Genomic DNA, 23065 nt, shown 5'->3' with positions numbered 1-23065 from the left:
CCATGATTTGCCATCTTCGACATGCTCATCGGCGCTAGAACTCAGTCCATTCCTGGGTATCTGCGGTGGCTGGGGCAGGTTTGCCGGGGGCGCGTAGTGCGGGGCGGCTGCTTGCAGACGCGGGTGCGGCGGGGGCCTGGGCTGTGCGGGGGGCGCGGCCCGGAGCCGGACTGATCACCTTTTCCGGGGCCGAGGGCATGCGTGCCGCCTGACCGCTGGGTTGCTGGTGTGCGCCCGTGCCGGCCCGTGTTTGGCTGCCGGTGTGGCTGCGCTGCTGGCGTGCTGCACCGGCGGATTGCGCTGCGCTGCTGTGCTGCCCCAGGTTGAAGGTGGCCACCAGGCTGGCCAGATTGTCGGCCTGGGCCTGCAGGCTGGTGGCGGCGGCGGCGGATTCCTCGACCAGGCTGGCGTTCTGGCGGGTGGCGTCGTCCATCTGGGTGATGGCGGTATTGATTTCCTCGATACCGGTGGTTTGTTCGCGGTTGGCCGCGTTGATCTCGCCCATGATGTCGGTGACACGGTTGATGCTGGAGACGATTTCCTGCATGGTGTCGCCTGCGTGGGCGGCCTGTTCGTTGCCCTTGGTGGTGGCCTGCACGGAGGAATCGATCAGGTCCTTGATTTCCTTGGCAGCACCGGCGGATCGCTGGGCCAGAGCGCGGACTTCGGCGGCGACCACGGCAAAGCCACGGCCTTGTTCACCGGCGCGGGCGGCCTCGACGGCGGCGTTCAGGGCCAGGATGTTGGTCTGGAAGGCGATGCTGTCGATCACGCCGATGATGTCGGCGACCTGCTGGGACTTGCTGTTGATTTCGCCCATGGTGCCCACCAGTTCAGCCACCAGGCTGCCGCCGCTGGAGGCGGTCTGGGCGGCAGTGGCGGCCAGGGTGTTGGCTTGTTGGGTGTTGTCGGCGTTCTGGCGCACGGTGGCAGTGATTTGTTCCATGGTGGCGGCGGTCTGCGCCAGGGAACTGGCCTGCTGTTCGGTGCGCGAGGACAGGTCCAGGTTGCCGGCCGAGATTTCGCTGGCTGCCGAGGCAATCGAGTTGGCTCCGTTGCGGACCTCGCCGACCGCGCTGCGCAAGCTGTCTTCCATGCGGCCCAGGGCGCGCAGCAACTGGGCGATTTCGTCCTTGCCGGTGGCGTGGATTTCGTGGCTGAGATCCCGCTGAGCGACGGCTTCAGCCAGCCCGATGGCATTGTGCATGGGGTGGGTGATGCTGCGGGTCGTGCGCCAGGCCAGCAGCGGGCTGATCAAGAGCGCCAACAAGGTGGCGGTGATCAGGACCATCAGCCCCAATTGATTGGATGACTGGGTTTCCTGATTGATCTGATCAATTAAGCCTTGCTGAAAAGTAGCCAGTTGATCCACCTGTTGGATCAGGGTCTGGGTCAGCTTGGGCATTTCGTGGTTGAAGAAATCATTGGCCCGCCCGATTTCCCAGTTTTCCAGATCCTCGAAGGCCTTTTTACGACCCGCAAAAAAAACATCCTGGGTGGTGCTGGCTTGTTTGAACAGTGCGGTGAATTCTGGCTGCGTATTGTGCGCTTGCAGGGCCTTGCGCGCTGCCATGATGGCCTCGTCGGATTTGGCCATGCCTGTTTCGGCGCGGCCACGGGCCTCTGGATCGTTCATGTTGGCCGCGCCCAGCGCCAGGCTGGTGTTGGTTTCAGCCTGACGCGCCCATTGCAGGACCAGGGTGTTGATTTGTTGGCGTTCACGCAAATTGGCGCTGGCCGTGTTGCTGTCCAGAATGCGCCAGAAGCCGATAGAGGAAAGCACCACCAGCAACAGAATAACCACGCCAAAGCCCAATGCCAGCCGGGTGCCGATTTTCAAGTTCTTCATCGCAAGTGATTCCCTGGTGTCAAAAGGCCCGCAGGATGCGGGCCAAGTGGTGCAGATCGCAAGCTGATTGTATGCAATTGTAGGCGGTGTGGTCCAGGTTGCTTGAATCTTAAAACTCGGTCCATTCCTGGGTATCTGCGGTGGCTGGGGCAGGTTTGCCGGGGGCGCGCAGTGCGGGGCGGCTGCTTGCAGACGCGGGTGCGGCGGGGGCCTGGGCTGTGCGGGGGGCGCGGCCCGGAGCCGGACTGATCACCTTTTCCGGGGCCGAGGGCATGCGTGCCGCCTGACCGCTGGGTTGCTGGTGTGCGCCCGTGCCGGACCGTGTTTGGCTGCCGGTGTGGCTGCGCTGCTGGCGTGCTGCACCGGCGGATTGCGCTGCGCTGCTGTGCTGCCCCAGGTTGAAGGTGGCCACCAGGCTGGCCAGATTGTCGGCCTGGGCCTGCAGGCTGGTGGCGGCGGCGGCGGATTCCTCGACCAGGCTGGCGTTCTGGCGGGTGGCGTCGTCCATCTGGGTGATGGCGGTATTGATTTCCTCGATACCGGTGGTTTGTTCGCGGTTGGCCGCGTTGATCTCGCCCATGATGTCGGTGACACGGTTGATGCTGGAGACGATTTCCTGCATGGTGTCGCCTGCGTGGGCGGCCTGTTCGTTGCCCTTGGTGGTGGCCTGCACGGAGGAATCGATCAGGTCCTTGATTTCCTTGGCAGCACCGGCGGATCGCTGGGCCAGAGCGCGGACTTCGGCGGCGACCACGGCAAAGCCACGGCCTTGTTCACCGGCGCGGGCGGCCTCGACGGCGGCGTTCAGGGCCAGGATGTTGGTCTGGAAGGCGATGCTGTCGATCACGCCGATGATGTCGGCGACCTGCTGGGACTTGCTGTTGATTTCGCCCATGGTGCCGACGAGTTCAGCCACCAGGCTGCCGCCGTTGGAGGCGGTCTGGGCAGCCGCCGAAGCCAGGGTGTTGGCTTGTTGGGTGTTGTCGGCGTTCTGGCGCACGGTGGCAGTGATTTGTTCCATGGTGGCGGCGGTCTGCGCCAGGGAACTGGCCTGCTGTTCGGTGCGCGAGGACAGATCCAGGTTGCCGGCGGAGATCTCGCTGGCCGCCGAGGCGATGGACACGGCGCCGCTGCGGACTTCGCTGACGGCGTTGCGCAGGCTGTCTTCCATGGTGTCCAAGGCGCGCAACAACTGGCCGATTTCGTCCTTGCCGGTGGCGTGAACCTCGTGGCTGAGGTCCCGCTGGGCCACGGATTCTGCCAGCCCGATGGCGTGGCGCAAAGGATGGGTGACCGAACGGGTGACACGCCAGGCGAACAGCGGCCCGAAAATCAGCGCCAGCAAGGTGGCGATGCCGAGCAGGCTCAGGCCCAGTTGGTTGGTCTGTGCGGATTCAGTGAAAGTGTGCCGGACTTCGGTACCTTGTATCTGGGAGAGCTTGTCAATTTCGCCGATATATTCGGCGGTGATTTTGGGCATCTCTTGGTTAAAGAAGGTATCGGCCTTGGCGTAGTCGCCGTTGTCCAGGTCTTTGAAGGCTTGCTCGCGGCCTGTGTGATAGGTTTCGCGCACGCTCAGGGCTTTGTTGAATTGGGCCACGGCGGCAGGCGTTTCCAGGTTTTTCTGGATGGTGGTCTGTAATTCATCGGACCTCTGGTCGGATTCGGCCATGCCGTCGCGGAAGATTTTCAGTACATCCGGATTGGTCAGGTTGGCTGCCGCCAAGGCCTGGTTGGCGTTGACATCGACCTGACGCGCCCAACGGAGAATCAGGGCGTTGTTGGTCTGCAGGTGTTGCAGAGACGCATTGCCGGACTCTGTGGATATCATGCGCCACGCGCCGATGCCGGACATGATGATCAGTAAAACAATGATGAAGCCAAAACCCAGTGCCAGCCGGGTGCCGATTTTCAGGTTGCGCATGGAGTCCTCGGGGTGTAAGGGCAATATGGAGCCGCGCGGGCAGCCAACCCGCATGGACCAATGTGTTTTATGGATTGTATGAAGTGTATCTGGAACTGAATACTTTAACAGAGGCCCTGTTACACAATAGTTCTGTTGTTTTGGTGAAAAAATGGCGGCCGACCTGGTGTGGCAAGCCGCCTTGGCTTATCGAATCGATTGGCGCAGTTGTTTGATCACGGCCTCGACCAGTACCGGGTTTTTGAAGTTGGATGGCGCAGGCATCTGGGCTTTCTGGAGCTGGCTGTGCTGCTGATCCAGTGTCAGAGGTTTGCCTGGGCAGGTAGTCAGGCGTTGAGCCGGTGGAGTGCCCAGCAGGTAGTCCATCACGGGCAGGTCCACGCATTCGGTTTCGTAAATCATCAGCCCATGCGTGCCTTCGTTGTTCACCTGCACCATTTTGGTGGCGGGGAGTTGATCAAAGGTTCGCAGGGCTCCCTCCAAGGGGGTGGGTACGTCGTACTGGCTTTGCAGCATCAGCAGTGGGGCGTCCTTCAGACTGTCGATGGACGGTTTGGTGATGTTGGCGGGGCGCATCCAATGCAGGCAGGGCTGTTCGATCAGAGAATTGGAGATGATGGGTACCCGTGCCGCCAGATCCAGGGCGGTTTGAGTCCAATAGGCCTGATCCTGGCCGTTGGGCATAGCTTCGTCATTGCACACCACGGTATTCCACACAGAGTCGCTATTATCCAGCGCGAAGAAGTCTGAGGTGGTGTAGAACAAGGGGGACCGACGGGCTTCGATCTGCTGGACTGCGGGGTCTATCATGTCGCGAAATGTTTCGTCGATGGCTGGGTCGGCGATGGGGGGGACGGCGGCCAAGGCTTGCTGGATGTCGTCCAAGGGCATGCCCTGAGCCAGCATGTCTTGGGTGATCGTCATCAGCTTCAGGGCGGCAATATAGGCGGGGATTTCAGCGGGTTCGACCCGAAAGCCCACGCCCAGGCCCAATAATGCCGCAGTGGCTTCATGGCCCAGGGATTGCACATGAGCGATGACCTCAGGGGCGGTTTTACCCATGCCCAGGATATCGTCGTGCCGGGCCATATAGGGTGCGACAAAGTCCATGAAAGACAGTATCTGCCCTTTTTTGTACAGGATGGATGCATCCGCCATGGCTTGGCTGAAGTCCATATTGCTGTCCAGTACCATGGGGCCAATACGGTCAGGAAAAATACCCGCATACCAGAAGCCCAGCCAGGTGCCATATGAAATGCCAAAATAATGCAGCTGCGTATCACCCAGCAGATGGCGCATCAAGTCCATGTCGCGTGCCGTTGCATCGGTATTGATGAAATCCGATATGGGGTTTTTCTGGCAGTTGGTTGCGGTGTAGCGGGCTTCGTTTGTCAGTTTCTGGATGTTTTCCGGGGTGTTCCCCCAGCGGGTGGGGTCGGTTTGATAGACGAGTTCGTTGCCGGCACAGATCTGGCGGGTGCTACCGCCTACTCCTCGGGGTGAAAACCCGACAAAGTTATAGGACTGCGCCATTTCTTGGTATTTTTGACCCAAGAGCGTGGCTTCGCTGCCGTTGTCCAGGATATAGGCGTATTGCATGGCCAAAGTTTGTCCATCCACACCTGGGCCACCAGGGTTGAAAAACAGGTTGGGTTTGCTTGCGGGGGAATCTGTGGCCTGCACCCGCATCATGGCGAGGGAAATTTGCGCTTGATCAGGGTGGGCGTAGTCCAGCGGGGCCTGGATGTCGGCGCACTGCAAGCGCTGGCCCAGGTCGGTGGCGATCTGGAATTCGTAGGCTTTGTTGGGATTTGGGTCGTTGGGAGAGAAATAGGCGTTGCAATCGTGCCACTGGACCGTTTGGTTTTTGTAGACTGCCAGGGGGTCTTGGGGGGCGGGGGGCGAATCAGATGAACCCGATCCGTCACTACATCCGGCCAGGATCAGGCTGGCGAGCAGGGTGACAAGTGGTAACGAACGGATCGACATGACTGCCTTTTGTCAAAATTGGGTTGCGACAAATTAGGCGAAGGCCTGGGGGCTTGTCAAGGGCTGGCCGGGGCTGAGGGCAGGCGTGCGGCGGTTGCGCGGCGGGCCTGAGTACCTGCGGTGTCCCCCGACTGTGTCCGGGCGGACGCCCCGGCGCGGATTTTGCTGTGCTGTGCGCTGGCCTGATCGCCCAGGTTGAAGGTGGCAACCAAGCCAGCCAAGTGGTCGGCTTGGGTTTCCAGACTGCCAGCGGCGGCGGCGGATTCCTCGACCAGGCTGGCGTTCTGGCGGGTGACATCGTCCATCTGGGTGATGGCGGAGTTGATTTCCTCGATGCCGGTGGTTTGTTCGCGGCTGGCCGCGCTGATCTCGCCCATGATGTCGGTGACGCGGTTGATGCTGGAGACGATTTCCTGCATGGTGTCGCCTGCGTGGGCGGCCTGTTCGTTGCCCTTGGTGGTGGCCTGCACGGAGGAATCGATCAGGTCCTTGATTTCCTTGGCGGCGCCGGCAGATCGCTGGGCCAGGGCGCGGACTTCGGCGGCGACCACGGCAAAGCCACGGCCTTGTTCACCGGCGCGGGCGGCCTCGACGGCGGCGTTCAGGGCCAGGATGTTGGTCTGGAAGGCGATGCTGTCGATCACGCCGATGATGTCGGCGACCTGCTGGGACTTGCTGTTGATCTCGCTCATGGTGCCGACGAGTTCAGCCACCAGGCTGCCGCCGTTGGACGCTGTCTGAGCGGCAGCGGTGGCCAGGGAGTTGGCCTGCTGGGCGTTGTCGGCGTTCTGGCGCACGGTGGCGGTGATTTGTTCCATGGTGGCGGCGGTCTGTGTCAGGGAACTGGCCTGTTGTTCGGTGCGCGAGGACAGGTCCAGATTGCCCGCCGTGATCTGTCCGGCTGCCGAGGCAATCGTGTTGGCGCCACTGCGGACTTCGCCAACCGTGTCGCGCAGGCTGTCTTCCATGGTGTCCAAGGCGCGCAGCAATTGGCCGATTTCATCGTTGGAATCCGTGTTGATATCGCGGCTGAGGTCGTTTTTGGCAATGCTTTCAGCAATCGATACGGCGTTAGCCAAGGGACGGGTGATGGCAATCATGACACGCCAGGCGAACAACGGTCCCAGGATAAAGGCCAAAATCGTGGCCAACAGCAAGATGTTTTCACTGAGCGCGGCCCGATCACTTAACTCGGTCCGCGCGTTGCTGATGCCGTTCTGGTGGTAGAGGCGTAGTTTGTCGATGCTCTGTATATATGGCGTGCCTAGGGCGGGCAACTGGTCGCGCACGATTTCGATGGTACGCATTGACTGATTCTGTTTTAGTGCGTCGAAGGCCGCGTTCATTGCCGTCAGGTATTGCTGGCGCAAATTCATGATGTCTTCGTACATGCGCAGTGACGCGCCGGACGTCAACAGGATGCGTGCACGAGCATCATATTTAGTGATGTTTTCTGTGGCAGTGTCAATGCCGGTTTTCATGTGCTCCAGCACATCGGGGTCAGAGATCAGCACATAGCCGATGACTTGATTGGCGCGGACATCGACCGCCCGTGCCCATTCCGTCATCAGTTGGTTGATTTCCTGGCGTTCAACGATTTCTTGCGAAAGCGCCTGTGCGCTGCGGGCGTTCCAGATGCCAATCGCAGCAACCACCAGGGACAGAAACAACAAAAATGCAAATGCGGCAGCCAGCCGCGCTCGGATAGTCAGGTTTTTCATGGGTATTGATCAGGGTCGCCTGTGTGGGTCTGTGCCATGCGAAGTCGCTGCCAAAGCAGGCAGGGCATGGCGCAAACGTAAGTAATAAGAAAATGCAGTTTTTTCCGCAGATCCTTTATTGACTACGGACGGACCTGAACCGGGTACCCAATATATTAGGGTAAACCCGGAGTATTTGATTGGTCTAGCAGTCGCCGAATCATGGCTTACTTGTCGGGACTGGGCCGCGTTTTCAGGCGGTGGAGATCATGTCTTGGTCAAATGATAGACCGTTGTCTCCATGCGGCTTAAGCCCCTGGCGGCGAATTTTGGCTCGTGGGCCAGTACATCGCGGGATTCCAGCTGTTGGATTTGCCACAGGGGGTGAAAACATTGCTGTACTTCGGTATCGGGCACGGCGAAGGGTGGCCCGTCCATTTGTTCTTGCGGGTAATCCAGGGTCAATAGCAAGGTCTGGCAAGCCACTGGCAAGTGGCCGTACACGTGGTCCATATAGCGTTGCCGCAAATCAGGCGGCAGGGCAATCAGGGCGGCGCGATCATAGCAGCCCTGGAATTCAGCCAGCTGTGCTGTGCTGAGATTAAAAATATCGCCGCACAGGTAGCGGATATTGCCCGCCTGATACCAGCGCCCTTGGGGTGTTTCGTGCACAGTGGGCGTCAAACCCTGATCGGCAAAAAACTGTGTCACCGCCAGCGGAGATAGTTCGACCGCCAACACGGGATGCCCCTGACCTGCCAGCCAGGCCACATCCAGGGATTTGCCAGCCAAGGGCACCAGCACCGGTGCGTCTGCCGCCAAGCCCAGGCTTGACCAGTGTTTTTGCAGCAGTGGCATGACCCGGTCCTGATGAAAACCGGTTTGTCCGTTCTGCCAACGCTGCAGCCAGAAATTCGTATCCATAACTTTCACTCGGGTTCATCAATGCTAGGGATAAACCCTAGGATAAGGAGGGTGCTTCAGTGCTCCGTTGGCCAGCGAGGCAGGCTGTCGGGGGACGGAGAGGGGCACCACCAGGCGCTTCAGTGTAATGCCGATCCGTGTGCCTTGGCTCGTAGCATGCCGTGACAGGACTGTAGATCGAGAAACTTGTATCCGGCCTGGGCCTTCGCCATCATGAAACCGTCACTCACCTGTATCAGGAGTCAAGTATGAACCAGATGATGAAGGCTTTTATGGCGGCATCCGTGATTGCCTTAGGGCTGGCCGGTCCTATGACCGCAGTGCGTGCAACCGGTGCAGCGGCGAATTTTGAAGTCATTGAGCAGCCCACGGACGAACAGCTGCAGCGCTATGCCTCGGCCGTGCGTCAAGTCAGCGATGTCGTGGCTGAGTATCAGCCACGACTGGCCAGCGCCCAGGGCCAGCAGGCCAAGCAGGCCGTGCGCACCGAGGCGGATCAAAAGATGATGGACCAGGTGGAGTCCGGCGGCATGAGCGTGGCCGAATACAACGGCATCAGCCATGCGGTGAACAAAAGCCCGGACTTGCGCAAGAAGGTCGAGCGGCTGGTCAGCCAGCAGTTGCCTTAGGGGTTTTTGTCAGGACTTCTCGGACCACAGCACCCCGCCAGTGGCCCAGAGGTCCTTGCGGATTTCGGTCAGGATAATGTCCACCCCATCCGGCTGACAGCCCAGCACTTCACAGGTGCGTTCAGTCAGGGCCTGAACAAGTTCACGTTTTTTTTCGAGGGTACGGCCTTCGAACAGTTCGATATGCAGCGTGGGCATGGGGCATCCATTCAGTGTCAAAACAAGAAGCCTAGTGTACCCGCCGTTTTTCGGAGAGTGTCCGTGAGCGCGCTTGCCGTGTTGTACACGTTTACCCTTAATATGTTGTAAATATATTAAGGGCATATTAGACTGATGTCTCAGCGCAAATGCCGCTGTCCACACCATCAGGGGGAAACATGAAACTCATTTTTCGTAGTCTGGCAGTCGCGGCATTGTCCGCTTTCGCAGTCGGTGCGGCGAGCGCTGCCGAGATCACTTGGCGTGTGCCTACTTCAGTGCCGGAAGGCTCGCCCTTCTATCAGAATTTTTTAGAGCGCTTCGCCAATAATGTGCAAACGCTGACATCCAGCCGGGTGGATATCCAGCCTTTTGGGGCCGGGGTCATTGTGCCTGCGCTGAAAGTCTATGAGGCGGTGCAGGATGGCGTGGTCGAGGCCGGGCACTCCACCTCCAGCTATCTCGTCAATCAAAATCCGATCAATGCCATTTTTGCAGGCTTTCCCGGCGGCATGGGGCCGGATGCCTATAAGGCTTGGCTGTATCAGGGCGGCGGCAAAGAGAAGCTGGAAAAGCTGCGTGCCGAGCAAGGTCTGAAGACGATGATTGTCGGGATCGGATCGACTGAAATCCTGGCCCATTCGAATAAGCCCATTCGCAGTGCCGAAGACCTGAAAGGCATGAAATACCGCACTTCCGGCGCATGGGCCGAAGTCATGCGCGACTATTTTGGCGCCGTGCCCACGGTTGTGCCAGCCGGTGAAACCTATACCTTGTTGCAACGCAAGGGGGTGGATGCCGTCGAGTGGGCCCCGCCTTCAGCCAATATGCCCGAAGGTTTTCACCAGGCCGCCAAATACATTGTGGTGCCTGGCGTGCACCAGCCTACCTTTATGTGGGAAGTCGTGGTCAAGGACGAAACCTGGCAGAAAGTGCCTGATGACCTGAAACCCCTGATCGAGGCCGCTGCCCAACTGACGACAGAGCAAAGCCTGGATTATTTTTATGACGCGGACATGAAGGCCATGGAGAAATATCGCAGTGGGCGCAATGAAGTCATCACCTTGGACCCAGCCTTCGTCAAGCAGCTGTCGGATGCGGGGTATGACTGGATGAATAAAACCGCCCAGGCTCAAAAGACCGCCGGCAAGCCGGAAATGGCAGAGGTGTTGGCTGATTACGAGGCCTATCACAAGCGTTGGAAGGCCGAAAGCAACTATCTGATTCGCGATTGAAGCCAGGATAAATGCGAGGGAGGCAAAGATGCTCAATACCCTGAATCGATTGATTGACGGTTTTTCGTGGTGCGCGACGCAACTGGCCAGTGTGGCGGTGGCGGTGCTTACCTTGTCGATGGTTTATGAGGTCTTTGCCCGGTATCTGTTTGATGCGCCGACGGTCTGGGCTTTTGATATTGCCTATATGGCCAACGGCGCAGTGTTCGTGCTGGGGGTGGCCTATGTGTTGCGCGAAGATGCGCATATCCGCATCGACGTGCTGCGCAATCGCCTGCCGGCACGCCTGAATGGCGTTGTGCAGGGGGTTGCCTATCTGCTGATTCTGGCGCCGTTCTTCGGGATGCTGTCCTGGATCGCGGCAACGCATACGTGGCGGGCCTGGGTGCGCCACGAGGTTGAAACCGTCAGCCCGTGGGCACCCTTTATGTGGCCGTTCTATCTCATGATTGCAATCGGTTTGATTGCGCTGACTTTGCAACTGGTGGCAGAAGGCCTGCGTGGGTTTTCCGGCCAGAGCCTGAACGCCAAAAAGGAACATGCATGAACCCGACCGTTGCCGCTCTCATGTTCCCAGGGATGTTCCTGCTGATCTTCCTGGGCATTCCAGTTTCTTTTTCACTGATTATCCCTGCCCTGGTCGCTGGTTGGTTTGCCTTTGGCGATCAGGTCTTCAATCAGTTGTATGGCAGTTTTTATTCCGCCACGACCAACTACATTCTGTCGGCGATTCCCATGTTTGTGCTGATGGGGGCCATTCTCGAGCGCTCGGGGATTGCGGCACGATTGTTTCGCACCATGCAGCTTTGGCTGGGTCGGCTGCCCGGCGGGCTGGCAGTGGCCACCATCGCCATGGGGGCTACGTTCGCCGCGGCGGCTGGGGTGGTGGGGGCCGTAGAGGTCATGGTAGGGCTGATGGCCATTCCGGCCATGCAGCGGTTTCGCTATGACAACTCTTTGATCGCGGGCACGATTTGTGCCGGTGGTTCATTGGGGACCATGATTCCGCCTTCTGTCGTCGCGGTGGTTTATGCGTCGCTGGCCCAGATCTCGGTCGGCGAGCTGTTTGCCGCCATGCTGTTTCCCGGCCTGATCATGGTGAGCTTGTTCATCCTGTATATCGTCGGCATATGTTTGCTGGACCCCAAGAAAGGGCCTCGGGCGGATGACCCCGACATGCGCCTGCCCTTGTCGGAAAAACTAAAAATCACCGCCAGTGGGCTGCTGCCGACGATGCTGCTGATTTTCGCGGTGCTGGGTTCCTTGATGGCCGGGATTGCCTCGCCGACAGAGGCGGCGGCTGTCGGCGCCATCGGCGCGCTGATCCTGTGTATTTTCTATGGCCAGTTCAGTATTTTGATGCTGCGCCAGTCGCTGGCGATTACCGTTCGGATTTCCGCCATGATTCTGCTGATTGTGGCGGGCGGCATCATGTTCACCGGGATCTTTGCGGCCAATGGCGGCGGGCGACTGATTCAGATGTTGATTTCGGATATGGGCTTGGGGCTGACCGGGACGCTGGTGCTGTTTCTGTGCGTGGTGTTTTTGCTGGGCTTCGTGCTGGACTGGACGGCCAACGTCCTGATCTGTGTGCCTTTGTTCCTGCCTGTGCTGGTTGCTGCGGGTGTCGATCCGATCTGGTTTGGCACCATGGTGATCATTGTCATCCAGACCAGCTATCTGACGCCGCCCATGGCATCGTCGATTTTCTACTTGTTATCGATCGCGCCGCCAGACATGAAATATGCTCAGGTCTGCCGTGGCGTGGTGCCTTTTATTCTGGTTCAGTTTCTTACCTTGGCCATTGTGGCGATGTTCCCCGCCTTGGCTACCTGGCTGCCGCAGCGTATCGTCGGCTTCTAACTTTCACATTTTTTAGGAAAGCATATGTTCATCGAAGGTATCCTCGTCCCCATCATTACGCCGTTCACGGACGACGGCCGCGTCAACGCTGATGCACTGCGTCAGTTGGTGGATCACTTCATCCAGGCTGGGGTGGCAGGCATTGTGGCCTGCGGCACCACGGGCGAATACTATGCGCTGGACGAGGCCGAGCGCGAACTGGTGCTGCGCACCGTGGCCGACACGGCCCAGGGCCGCATCAAGATCATCGCCGGGATCAATGCGCTGTCCACGCCGCAATCCATTCTGTATGCCAAGCAGGCCCAGGATCTGGGCTACGACGGCCTGATGCTGGCCACGCCGCCCTACAGCCTGCCCGAACAGGCCGGTATTTTGCAGCACTTCCGCACGGTGGCCGCCGCCACGCCGCTGCCCATCATCTTGTACGATTTCCCGCAGCGCGTGGGGGTGCAGATTGCCCTTGAAACCGTGCTCGAGCTGGCCAAGGTCCCCAATATTGTCGGCATTAAAGAAAGCAGCGGCAATTTCAACCGCGCTTTGCACCTGATCCAGTCCCGCATTCCAGACTTCCAGATCATCAGCGGGTCTGACGACATGGCGGCTGACTTCCTGTTTTGGGGTGTGCGTTGCTGGATCAGCGGCGGGGCCAACGTGTTCCCGGCTGAGCAGGTCGCCATGGTCAAGGCCGCCGTTGATGGCCGTTGGGACGAGGTTCGTTCCCTGATGGCCGGCATGTATCCGGTCATTCTGGCCATGGAATCCGGCGACTACAACCAAAAAGCAAAACTCGGCTGCCGTCGTCACGGGATCGAGGCAGGCACGGTGCGTCTGCCCCTGGCGCCTTTGTCCGATGCCGATGGCCAGGAATTCCTGAAGGCCCTGAACGCGTATAAGGGCTGATCACCCGCGTTTCTGTGGGATCACTACTTTGTTTTTACTGGGGTCGGGCTGTTTTTGGCCCGATTTTCCAGGCAACCGGAGGCGCTTCATGCCACAAACTAAAGAACAAATCTTCGAACTGGCCCGTGCCGGGAAGCTCTGGGCCGGGCACCTGATGCCGGGGCACACTACAGGCGGAGCGCGCCTGGAAAACACCACCCCCATCGACAATAGCGTGATCGGCGCCATCGAGGCCGGCACCGCCGCCGATATCGATCTGGCCGTGCGCAATGCCCGCGCCAGCTTCAAGTCCGGCGAGTGGGCTCAACTGCCCCCTGCCGAGCGCAAGCGCGTGATGCTGCGCTGGACCGATCTGATGACCGAACACGCCGAAGAGCTCGCCGCCCTGGATTGCATCGATGCCGGCAAGCCGATCACCGAGTGCCTGAACACTGACCTGCCCGCCACGCTGGATACCTTTCGCTGGTACGCCGAGGCAATCGACAAATGCTATGGCCGTGTGGCGCCCACTGGCCCGGACGCTATGGGCCTGATCATTAAAGAACCCATCGGGGTCGTGGGCGCAGTGCTGCCCTGGAATTTCCCGGCCCAGATGTACGCCTGGAAGGTTGCTCCCGCCCTGGTGGCAGGCAATGCGGTCATCGTCAAGCCCGCTGAGTTGACGTCACTCAGCGCCTATCGCATGACTCAACTGGCCTACGAGGCCGGCGTGCCCGCCGGTGCCTTGCAGTTGGTGACTGGCCTGGGTGAGGACGTCGGCGAGGCCCTGGGCCGCCACATGGACGTGGATGTCGTGTCGTTTACCGGGTCCACCGAGGTCGGCCGCTATTTCCTGAAGTATTCCGCCGAAAGCAATCTGAAGGAAATCGTGCTGGAGTGCGGTGGCAAAAGTCCTCAGATCATTTTTGGCGATGCGGATCTGGATGGCTTGGTGGATCATGTCCTGGCAGCTGCCTTCTGGAACATGGGTGAAAACTGCAGCTGCGGTTCGCGCCTGATTGCGCACAGCAGCATCAAGGACGAACTCTTGGCGCGTCTGCAGGCCCGCCTGTCCACCTGGAAGGTCGGCCTGCCGACCGATGAGTCGGTGCAGATCGGCCCGATGGTCGAACGTGCCCACTTCGAGAAGGTCCGCAGTTTCCTGGACGATGCGGTTGCCGAAGGCGCCCGATTGGTGCATGGCGGACGCGTTCATGCCGAGCTGGGCAGCGGCTGGTATGTCGAACCCACCATTTTCGACCAGGTCAGCGCAGGTTCCCGTTTGTTCCGCGAGGAAGTCTTCGGCCCGATTTTGGCCGTGACCCCTTTCGACACAGAAGAACAGGCCATTGAGCTGGCCAACGACAGCGCTTATGGTCTGGCGGCATCCTTGTACACCCGCGACGTGGGCCGCGCTCAGCGTGTTGCCCGCGCCATCCAGGCGGGCACGGTGTCCATCAACGGGTTTTCCGAGGGCGATATCACCACGCCTTTTGGGGGCTATAAGCAGTCTGGTTTCGGGGGCCGCGATAATGGCCTGGAAGCGCTGGACCAGTACCAGCAAACCAAAACCATCTGGTACGTGAATTAAGGTCACCAGCGTTGTTGCAAGTCAGGGGCGCGCGGTGCTTATGGGCCGCGCGCCCCTGACTTTGCAAGCCCGACCACCGAGAATTCAAATACCTGCTGTTCGCAGACATCGATGCAGCGGCCACAACGCAGGCAGTCGATTTCGTCGATCTGTACGCCATGCCCGCCGATGGCCCGCAGTGCGGGGCTGATGACTTGTGGCTCGGGGCAATAGGTAAAGCAGTCACCGCAATCGTTGCAGTCATCGCGCCGCACGGCCGCCACCTGCACGATGCTGTAGCGGCCCAGGGTGCCGTAAAAGGCACCGACTGGGCAGACATGCCCGCACCAGCCGTTGGATAGCAGTAAGAAATCAAACAGAAAGATGCCGATGGCCGCAGTCAGCCCGCCCAGCCATAAGCCAAATACCAGTGATCGCATCACCAGGTTGATGGGGTTGACCAGTTCCCAGAGCACCAGGCCGCTGATGGCGCTGCCCAGCACACCCAGCACCAGAATCGCATAGCGCAGCCGCTTGTCGATTCGCAGCACCCGGGCTTTGCGCCAGCCCAGGGCACGGCGCAGCCCTTGGGCCGCGTCGGTCACCAGATTGATCGGGCAGACCCAGCCACAAAAAACGCGTCCGCCGACCAGTGCGTAAAACACCAGAATGATGAGCCCGCCCCAAAGCGCGCTGCCTGCCAGTGGGTGGCCCGCCGCCAGGCTTTGCAAAAGCACGAAGGGATCAGAAAGTGGCACCGCCCCAAACCAGACGCTGCTGGCCAAGGTGCCCTGGGCGATGGACGTGCCCAGCCAGGCGCTCAGGGTGAAGGCGAGCAGAATCAGACCTTGGCAGATGCGACGCAATAAGAGGTACTTTTTCTTTTCAAGCATGGTGCGGCACGACCCGGATGGCGGCAGGTTCGGCGATGCAGGCATGTTCGCATTTGCCACATCCGGTGCAAATATCGGGATCGACGGTGGGCGTGAACAAGCCACCCATGGCCGTAGGGCCTACCACCAGCGAAATCGCCTGGCCCTGCAAGGGGCACGCACGCACGCAGCTGTCGCAAAAGGAATTGCCGACGTAGCTGTTGCAGAGTTCGGGATGGCTGAGGACGGCCACGCCCATGGTGGCGTCATTGATGTCTTGTAGGCCGGGGTCTAGCGCCCCGGTCGGGCAGGCCTGCAGGCAGGGGATGTCGGGACACATTTCGCAGGGGACTTCGCGGGCGACAAAATAAGGGGTGCCGCCTTGGGCTGAGCCGTCCAGGCCAAAGAGGCGCAGGGTGTCGTAGGGACAGGCCTGGACGCACAGCCCGCAGCGTATGCAGGCCGCATCAAAAGCATTGGCGTCCAGGGCGCCCGGTGGGCGAATATGGTTGAGCGCCCAGGCTGGCGAGGGCTGGAACATCAGCGGAAGACCCAGACCAACCCCCACGGTCAGGCCGCAGAGCCCGGTCTGGAGAAATCGCCGACGAGAAATTTGCTGGATGACCATCGCAGCCTGCCCGCATGTGGTTCAGACGGTCCATTGTCGCCCAGTCTTGGCAATGGCACCACCATGGCGGCAGTGGGGGCATTCGCTGAAGCGCAAGCCCCATCAGGCCTCGATTACCGTCCGTGTGAATTCCGTCAGATAATCCATCAGCGCATCGGCCCCGGCGACTGCGCGTTCTGCGTCGTTGGCATGGATGCCCTCGACTTCCATCAGGTGGCTGCGCGCGCCGCGTTCCAGATCGCCCTCGTGCTGATAGGCATACCAAAATCGACGGCACTGAATGATCATCGGCACGATGGCCTGTACCGCGTAGGGGTTGCGGCAGGCCTCGTGGTTGATCCGGTCCAGCGCCTGATCTGCCTGCATATAAGCCGTCAGATCGCTGCGTTGTGCAGCATCCATCATATCCTGTCCGCACTGCAGCAGGCGTGCGCGTTGATCCGGTGTGGCCCGGCGGGCGGACGAAGTTGCGATCAGGCGCTCCAGGACCCGCCGTGTGTCGATCAGGATCAGGTGCTCGGCAATGCGGATCTCGCTGACCCGCAGCCCTCGGCGCGGCTGTTGTTCGATCAGCCCGCGGGCTACCAGCCGCATCAAGGCCTCGCGAATCGGTGTGCGACCCAGGCCGGTAAGCTGGATCAGGTCGCTTTCTACAATGGGCTGGTTGGGTTCCAGCTGCAAGGTGGCAATGAGCTGTTCGATGGCATCATAGGCTGACTCGGTGGCCCTTTGTTTGGTCGGTGCGGGCGTCATCAGGCGCTGATCCCCCAGATGAATGGGTCGTCGTCCTGCAGAATCAGCGTGGTTTCCCCGCTGATATGGGCTGATCCCCGAATGGTTGGAATCACGGTGCCGGTGTCGTCCCCAGGCTGGTAGCTGGCGAAGAACCGGCTGCCGATGATGCTGGCCTGCTGCCAGGTGGCGCCGGGCTGCAGCTTGCCGTCGGCGGCCAGACAGGCGATTTTTGCGCTGGTGCCGGTGCCGCAGGGCGATCGATCATAGGCCTTGCCGGGACACAGCACGAAACTGCGACTGTCGGCGTGCTCATCCGGACCGAAAAGCTCGATGTGGTCGATGATTGCCCCGTCGCGGCCGTGGATGCCTTGGTCTTGCAGTGCCTGGCTGATGGCCCAGGTAATGTCTGTCAGTTTTTGCGTATCGGCCCCTGGGCGCACGAGATCCGGGGCATCGACCAGAAAGAACCAGTTTCCCCCCCAGGCAATGTCGCCTGTAATCTGGCCCACGCCGGGGACTGAGACCTGTACCGCCTGACGATAGCGGTAGGACGGCACATTGCGCACGCTGACGCTGCTGTCTTCGTGCAATGTTCCCTCGACGGTGCCCACCGGGGTTTCGATGCGGTGCATGCCCGGCTGAATACGGCCCAGGTACGCCAACGAAGCGATCAGGCCGATGGTGCCGTGTCCGCACATGCCCAGATAGCCGGTATTGTTGAAAAAAATCACCCCGGCCGCCGCCGTGGGGTCCTGGGGCGGGCAGAGCAGGGCGCCGACCAGCACATCATGGCCGCGCGGCTCCAGAATGACCGTGCGTCGCCAGGCATCGTGCTGCTGGGCCAGCACGTCGCGGCGCTGCGCCATGTCGCCTGTGCCCAGATCCGGAAACCCATCCAGCACCAGCCGGGTGGGTTCTCCGCCCGTGTGCGAATCCAAGATCGAAATACGTTTCATGCCATCAATTCCCTTTTCTGTCTTTTGTTTACAGCAGGCGGAAGCGATCCACCCGATATGGCTGCAAGTCGACTGCCGGGGTCTGATCGCTGATCAGGTCGTGCACCAACCGCGCCGTGGCTGCGCTTTGTGTCAGACCCAGGTGGCCGTGTCCAAAGGCGTACACCACGGCGGGGTGCCGGGGCGAACGCGCAATGATTGGCAGCGAGTCCGGCAGGCTGGGGCGAAACCCCATCCACTGCGTGCCGCCGTCGGCTTTCAGGTCTGGAAAAAATGCCTTGGCTTTATCCAGCATGACCTGGGCGCGGCGATAATTGGGCGCCCGATCCAGGCCGGCCAGTTCGACCGCCCCGCCGACGCGGATGCCGCAGGTCAGCGGCGAAATCACAAAGCCGTGATCGCCAAAGGTAATCTGCTGGCGCAGGTCCAGCGCGTCGGGCGCCAGGGTGGTGTTGTAGCCGCGCTCGGTTTCCAGCGGAATGCGGTCCCCCAGGCCACGCGCCAGCAGGTGCGAGTGCGCGCCCGCCGCCAGCACGACCTGACGTGCCTGCAGTTGGCTGCCGTCTTCCAGGATCAGGCGTGCCCCGGCGCCCATGGGCTGCAGCCAGCGCACGGACTGGCGCAGATGCCGTACCCCGCGATCTATCGCTGCCTGGCCGATGGCCTGGCCTAATGCCTGCGGGTCGGCTACGTTGCGCCAACTGGGGATATAGATGCCGTGGGTGAACTGCGGTGACAGGCCGGGTTGGCAGTGCGCCAAATCCGCGCCCTGCAGGGTCTGGCTTTCGATGCCATAGCGGGTGCGCCAGTGGGTATTGTCCATCGAGGCCTGGTAGCGTTTTTCGCCTTCGTAGACCTCTAGCACCCCCTGGCTGTGCAGATGGTTCATTAAGCCGGCTTGTTCCAGCATGGCCATCATTTCGTCGTGCGCCAGCGTCATCAGGGCCGCCTGGGCGCGGATGTTGGCTGAATAGCGGTCGCGCAGGCTGGCGCGCCACATATGCACCAGCCACGGCAGCATGCGCGGCAGATATGCCGGTGGCAGGCTTAATGGCCCCAAGGGATCGGATAGCCAATGCAATGCCTGGCGGATGATGCGCGGCGAAGCCAGCGGCAGGATATCGGCAAATGCCAGCCCCCCGGCATTGCCCTTGCTGGCGCCGCTGGCCAGATCCTGGGGTTCGATCAGCAGGACATCCTGGCCCAGATCGCTTAAGGCCAGGGCGCAGCTGGCGCCGATGATGCCGCCACCAACGATGGCGATGTCGCAGGAAGTCGCGTGCATGGAGTCCTTGGGGGTCGATTGGATAGTCTCCCCCCATGGTGGCACAGCGTCATTAAATATGCAATCAGTATATTAATCGCCGCCCCAGCGTCGCGCCAGGACGGCGCGTTCCAGGGTGCTGACGTACTGCTGTATGGTGATCTGGAGGTTCGAGGCCAGGTTGAAGAAGCGCAATGCGATCAGTTGCATGGGCGGCTTGCCGCCTTCTTGGATCAGTTGGTCGTGGCGCAGCAGGCGCAGATTGACATCCAGGACACCGACGTCGGGCATGCTCAGGATGGCGTCATCGAAAAAAGTGCCGACTTCCCGGCTGGCCAGCAAGCCGGTGCGGTCGATCAACTGCAGCCCGCCCGCGCTGATGTTGGCCAGATTGAAGCTGAGTTCGCCTTCGGGCAGGCCTGGATCGCGGATCAGGCAGGTGGCGGGCCGGGTGGTGGGCACGTCCATGCGGAAAGATTCACGCCGTTGGATGCGCCGCACGGTCGTGGGCCATTCCAGAGCCAAGGCGGGCTTGCCGCCCTGGGAGGCTGGGTGCATGGGGCCCTGGAATTCGATCATGACCCGATTCAGCAGGCCCTGCAGCCGCACGGCCGGTGCCTGCAGTAGCTGCCGGTTCAGGGCGTCTTCGGAAGCATTGTCCAGGATGACCAAGCCTTTTTTGGGGTCAAGGTCGAGAACCGTGGAGATAATCGACACGGCATGACCAGGCACATCCAGGCGCACCAGGACGTGCTTATCCAGCAGCCCTTGAAGCAGGCTTTGGATTTCGAATTTTTGTGATACAGCGAAGGGGTCGTCTTCTGCAAAGGCCATAATCAGAAAAATAAAGGACTGAATGTTTCCAGTGTTGATTCTAAACGATAACGGCCCGCAAACGCGGGCCGTTATGCCAGGGGTCACCTGATTCAGTGCTTGCCGTCAGGGCATCTGGGAAACCCCGGCTGCTTGCTGCGCCGCCTTATTCCAGGGCTTTCAGCATGTCCTCCAGCACTTTTTTCGCATCGCCGAACACCATCATGGTTTTATCCATGTAGAACAGCTCGTTGTCCAGTCCGGCATAACCCGCAGCCATGGATCGCTTGTTGACGATGATGGTGCGTGCTTTGTAGGCTTCCAGGATGGGCATGCCGGCAATCGGCGAGCCCGGATCGTTTTTGGCAGCGGGGTTGACCACGTCGTTGGCCCCCAGCACCAGCACGACGTCCGTCTGGCTGAACTCGTTGTTGATGTCCTCCATTTCGAAGACCTGGTCGTAGGGGACTTCGGCCTCGGCCAGCAGTACGTTCATGTGGCCCGGCATGCGGCCGGCGACCGGGTGGATGGCGTACTTCACCGTGATGCCCTTGTCGGACAGTTTGCTGGCGAGTTCTTTCAGGGCGTGCTGGGCGCGGGCCACGGCCAGGCCGTAGCCCGGCACGATGGTGACCGTGTCGGCGTTGCTCATGAGGAAGGCGGCGTCATCCGGGCTGCCGGATTTGACGTTGCGCTGGCCCGTGGCGGCGCTGGCCCCAGCCGATGCTTCGGCCCCGAAGCCGCCCAGAATCACATTGAAGAACGAGCGATTCATGGCCTTGCACATGATGTAGGACAGAATCGCCCCGGACGAACCCACCAGCGACCCGGCGATGATCAGCATGGGGTTGTTCAGGGAGAAGCCGATGCCCGCCGCCGCCCAGCCCGAATAGCTGTTCAGCATGGAGATCACCACCGGCATGTCGGCCCCGCCGATGGGGATGATGATCAGCACGCCCAGAACGAAGGCGATGGCGGTCATCAACACGAACGGCAGCCAGGATTGGGTGGCCATGAACCAGAAACCGCAGGCCAACATGATGATGGCCAGGATCAGATTCAGCGGATGCTGGCCGGGAAAGACCACGGGGGCCCCCTGAAACAGGCGGAATTTATATTTCCCGGAGAGCTTGCCAAAGGCAATCACCGAGCCCGAGAACGTGATGGCTCCGACAAAAGTGCCGATGAACAGTTCCAGCCGGTTGCCGGTGGGGATGGGATCGCCCGCTGCCGCGATGCCAAAGGCGTGAGGTTCCGCCACCACGGCCACGGCAATCGCCACGGCTGCCAGGCCGATCATGCTGTGCATGAAGGCGATCAGTTCCGGCATTTTGGTCATTTCGACCTTGCGTGCCAGCAGGGTGCCGATGCTGCCGCCGACCAGCAGGCCCAGGATCACGCGCCCCAGACCCAGGGTGGTGGTGCCATCGCGGGCCAGGCCGATAATCAGCACGGCGGTGGTCAGGATGGCAATGGCCATGCCGATCATGCCGAAGGCATTGCCCCGGCGCGAGGTGGTGGGGTGCGATAAGCCTTTGAGGGCCTGGATGAAGCACACCGAGGCGACGAGATACAGCAGGGTGACAAGATTGGCTGAAATCATGACTGACCCCCCTTGCGTTCCTTTTTCTTGAACATTTCCAGCATGCGCTGGGTGACCAGGAAACCGCCGAACACGTTGACCGCCGCCAGCGCCACGGCAATGCCGCCCATGCTTTGCGCCAGGCCGCCGTCCGTCAGGGCTGTGGCCAGCATGGCGCCCACGATCACGATGGCCGAGATGGCGTTGGTGACCGCCATCAGCGGCGTATGCAGGGCCGGGGTGACATTCCAGACCACGTGGAAGCCGACATACACGGCCAGCACGAAAATAATGATGTTGATCAGGGTGGGATTCACGGCTTCCATCAGGCGCTCCTTAGTAGCTGGCCGCCCTGGCACACCAGGCAGGCTTTGATGATGTCGTCATCGTCCGGCAGGGCAAGCTGGCCTTCGGCATTGATGATGAGTTTCAGGAAATCCAGGAGGTTGCGGGCATACAGGGCGGATGCGTCCGTGGCCAGCAGGGCGGGCAGATTGGTCAGGCCGACCAGGGTCACCCCCTGGTGTTCGATGACCTGTCCAGCGACCGACAGCGGGCAGTTGCCCCCACGTTCGACTGCCATGTCCACGATGACGGAACCGGGTTTCATGGCATCCACGGTTTCTGGCTGGATCAGCACGGGGGCAGGGCGCCCCGGGATCAAGGCCGTGGTGATAATGATGTCGGCCTGTTTGCAGCGTTCGGCCACCAGCGCGGCCTGACGCGCCATCCAGGCGGCGGGCATGGGGCGGGCATAACCGCCGACGCCTTGGGCGATGTCGCGTTCTTCGTCGGTCTCGTAGGGCACGTCGATGAATTTCCCGCCCAGGGACTCGATTTGTTCGCGGGCCGCCGGACGCACGTCGGAGGCCTCGACCACCGCGCCCAGGCGCCGGGCTGTGGCGATGGCCTGCAGACCGGCGACGCCAGCGCCCAACACCACGACGCGGGCGGCTTTCAGCGTCCCGGCTGCCGTCATCATCATGGGGAAGATGCGACCATAGTATTGGGTGGCCAGCAGTACGGCTTTATAGCCAGCCAGATTGGACTGCGAGGACAGCACGTCCAGGCTCTGTGCCCGGGTGGTGCGTGGGGCGGCTTCCAGGGCAAAGGCCGTCAGGCCCGCGTCGGCCAGCGGCCGCAGCCCGTCCAGATCGAAGGGGTCCAGCATGCCCAGCAAGACGCCGCCCGATGGCATGTGGGCCAGCTCGGCAGCGTCAGGACGGCGGACCTTCAGGACGAGTTCGGCCCCCAGCGCCTGAGCGCTATCCACCAGGGTGGCCCCGACGGCTTCGTAATCGGAATCGCGATATCGTGCCGCCAGGCCCGCATCGCGTTCGATCCGCACCTGATGGCCGGCTTGAACCAGTTTTTTAACGGTATCCGGAATCGCGGCCACCCGGGTTTCCCCGGGCAGGGTCTCACGCGGAATGCCTATCTGCATTGTGATCTCCT

Annotated in this window: 21 protein-coding genes; 6 read left to right on the top strand and 15 right to left on the bottom strand. The window is 60.8% G+C overall.

The window, feature by feature from the left end:
• Nucleotides 1–34: 34 nt before the first annotated feature.
• The 5 genes from VDP81_RS06220 to VDP81_RS06200 form a co-directional block, all read right to left on the bottom strand.
• A complete protein-coding gene (locus VDP81_RS06220) occupies nt 35–1849 on the bottom strand; it encodes a methyl-accepting chemotaxis protein (protein ID WP_323011819.1) in 1815 nt (604 codons plus the stop codon).
• A 109-nt stretch (nt 1850–1958) separates the two neighbouring features.
• Nucleotides 1959–3773, bottom strand: a complete 1815-nt coding sequence (locus tag VDP81_RS06215; protein WP_323011818.1) for a methyl-accepting chemotaxis protein — start codon at nt 3771–3773, stop codon at nt 1959–1961.
• Between the two features lie 186 nt (nt 3774–3959).
• Nucleotides 3960–5762, bottom strand: a complete 1803-nt coding sequence (locus tag VDP81_RS06210; protein WP_323011817.1) for an alpha/beta fold hydrolase — start codon at nt 5760–5762, stop codon at nt 3960–3962.
• Between the two features lie 56 nt (nt 5763–5818).
• Nucleotides 5819–7483 (bottom strand): methyl-accepting chemotaxis protein, encoded by a 1665-nt coding sequence (locus VDP81_RS06205; protein ID WP_323011816.1) that lies wholly within the window; start codon nt 7481–7483, stop codon nt 5819–5821.
• A 246-nt stretch (nt 7484–7729) separates the two neighbouring features.
• A complete protein-coding gene (locus VDP81_RS06200) occupies nt 7730–8386 on the bottom strand; it encodes a thiopurine S-methyltransferase (RefSeq protein WP_322995518.1) in 657 nt (218 codons plus the stop codon).
• Nucleotides 8387–8634: 248 nt separating this feature from the next.
• Here VDP81_RS06200 and VDP81_RS06195 point away from each other — a divergent pair, with 248 nt between their 5' ends.
• Nucleotides 8635–9015, top strand: a complete 381-nt coding sequence (locus VDP81_RS06195; protein ID WP_323011815.1) for a DUF4168 domain-containing protein — start codon at nt 8635–8637, stop codon at nt 9013–9015.
• Nucleotides 9016–9024: 9 nt separating this feature from the next.
• Here VDP81_RS06195 and VDP81_RS06190 read toward each other — a convergent pair whose 3' ends face one another.
• Nucleotides 9025–9213 (bottom strand): 4-oxalocrotonate tautomerase, encoded by a 189-nt coding sequence (locus VDP81_RS06190; protein ID WP_322995516.1) that lies wholly within the window; start codon nt 9211–9213, stop codon nt 9025–9027.
• A gap of 179 nt (nt 9214–9392) precedes the next feature.
• Here VDP81_RS06190 and dctP point away from each other — a divergent pair, with 179 nt between their 5' ends.
• The 5 genes from dctP to VDP81_RS06165 all read left to right on the top strand — a co-directional run bounded on the left by dctP (nt 9393) and on the right by VDP81_RS06165 (nt 14781).
• Entirely contained in the window at nt 9393–10448 is a 1056-nt protein-coding gene (gene dctP, locus VDP81_RS06185; protein ID WP_322995515.1) for a TRAP transporter substrate-binding protein DctP, read from the top strand.
• Nucleotides 10449–10476: 28 nt separating this feature from the next.
• Complete coding sequence (locus VDP81_RS06180) at nt 10477–10995, top strand: TRAP transporter small permease subunit (RefSeq protein WP_322995514.1); 519 nt, start codon at nt 10477–10479, stop codon at nt 10993–10995.
• A complete protein-coding gene (locus VDP81_RS06175; RefSeq protein ID WP_323011814.1) occupies nt 10992–12311 on the top strand; it encodes a TRAP transporter large permease subunit in 1320 nt (439 codons plus the stop codon). The genes VDP81_RS06180 and VDP81_RS06175 overlap by 4 nt, the downstream gene beginning before the upstream one ends.
• Nucleotides 12312–12335: 24 nt before the next feature.
• Nucleotides 12336–13211 (top strand): 4-hydroxy-tetrahydrodipicolinate synthase, encoded by an 876-nt coding sequence (gene dapA / locus VDP81_RS06170; protein WP_322995512.1) that lies wholly within the window; start codon nt 12336–12338, stop codon nt 13209–13211.
• Nucleotides 13212–13299: 88 nt separating this feature from the next.
• Complete coding sequence (locus VDP81_RS06165; protein WP_322995511.1) at nt 13300–14781, top strand: aldehyde dehydrogenase; 1482 nt, start codon at nt 13300–13302, stop codon at nt 14779–14781.
• A gap of 38 nt (nt 14782–14819) precedes the next feature.
• Here VDP81_RS06165 and napH read toward each other — a convergent pair whose 3' ends face one another.
• The 9 genes from napH to VDP81_RS06120 all read right to left on the bottom strand — a co-directional run bounded on the left by napH (nt 14820) and on the right by VDP81_RS06120 (nt 23054).
• On the bottom strand, nt 14820–15653 hold the full coding sequence (gene napH, locus VDP81_RS06160; RefSeq protein WP_322995510.1) for a quinol dehydrogenase ferredoxin subunit NapH: 834 nt from the start codon (nt 15651–15653) through the stop codon (nt 14820–14822).
• Nucleotides 15646–16260 carry a MauM/NapG family ferredoxin-type protein gene (locus tag VDP81_RS06155; protein ID WP_322995509.1) on the bottom strand — a complete coding sequence of 205 codons (615 nt, stop codon included), beginning with the start codon at nt 16258–16260 and terminating at the stop codon, nt 15646–15648. The genes napH and VDP81_RS06155 overlap by 8 nt, the downstream gene beginning before the upstream one ends.
• Before the next feature lie 102 nt (nt 16261–16362).
• A complete protein-coding gene (locus VDP81_RS06150) occupies nt 16363–17013 on the bottom strand; it encodes a GntR family transcriptional regulator (protein WP_323011813.1) in 651 nt (216 codons plus the stop codon).
• On the bottom strand, nt 17013–17951 hold the full coding sequence (locus VDP81_RS06145) for a 4-hydroxyproline epimerase (protein WP_323011812.1): 939 nt from the start codon (nt 17949–17951) through the stop codon (nt 17013–17015). Before VDP81_RS06145 ends, VDP81_RS06150 begins: the two co-directional genes overlap by 1 nt.
• 28 nt (nt 17952–17979) lie before the next feature.
• Nucleotides 17980–19236: an FAD-binding oxidoreductase gene (locus VDP81_RS06140; protein ID WP_323011811.1), complete on the bottom strand. Its 1257-nt coding sequence runs from the start codon at nt 19234–19236 to the stop codon at nt 17980–17982.
• A gap of 72 nt (nt 19237–19308) precedes the next feature.
• A complete protein-coding gene (locus VDP81_RS06135) occupies nt 19309–20049 on the bottom strand; it encodes a flagellar brake protein (RefSeq protein WP_322995505.1) in 741 nt (246 codons plus the stop codon).
• A gap of 145 nt (nt 20050–20194) precedes the next feature.
• Nucleotides 20195–21631, bottom strand: coding sequence for an NAD(P)(+) transhydrogenase (Re/Si-specific) subunit beta (locus tag VDP81_RS06130; protein ID WP_322995504.1), 1437 nt, complete (start codon nt 21629–21631; stop codon nt 20195–20197).
• On the bottom strand, nt 21628–21936 hold the full coding sequence (locus VDP81_RS06125) for an NAD(P) transhydrogenase subunit alpha (RefSeq protein WP_322995503.1): 309 nt from the start codon (nt 21934–21936) through the stop codon (nt 21628–21630). Before VDP81_RS06125 ends, VDP81_RS06130 begins: the two co-directional genes overlap by 4 nt.
• Nucleotides 21936–23054, bottom strand: a complete 1119-nt coding sequence (locus tag VDP81_RS06120) for a Re/Si-specific NAD(P)(+) transhydrogenase subunit alpha (RefSeq protein WP_322995502.1) — start codon at nt 23052–23054, stop codon at nt 21936–21938. Before VDP81_RS06120 ends, VDP81_RS06125 begins: the two co-directional genes overlap by 1 nt.
• Nucleotides 23055–23065: the final 11 nt, after the last annotated feature.

It is taken from the genome of Castellaniella sp., assembly GCF_034675845.1.
Taxonomy (GTDB): domain Bacteria; phylum Pseudomonadota; class Gammaproteobacteria; order Burkholderiales; family Burkholderiaceae_B; genus Castellaniella.
This window is presented reverse-complemented; position numbering and strand designations above follow the sequence as displayed.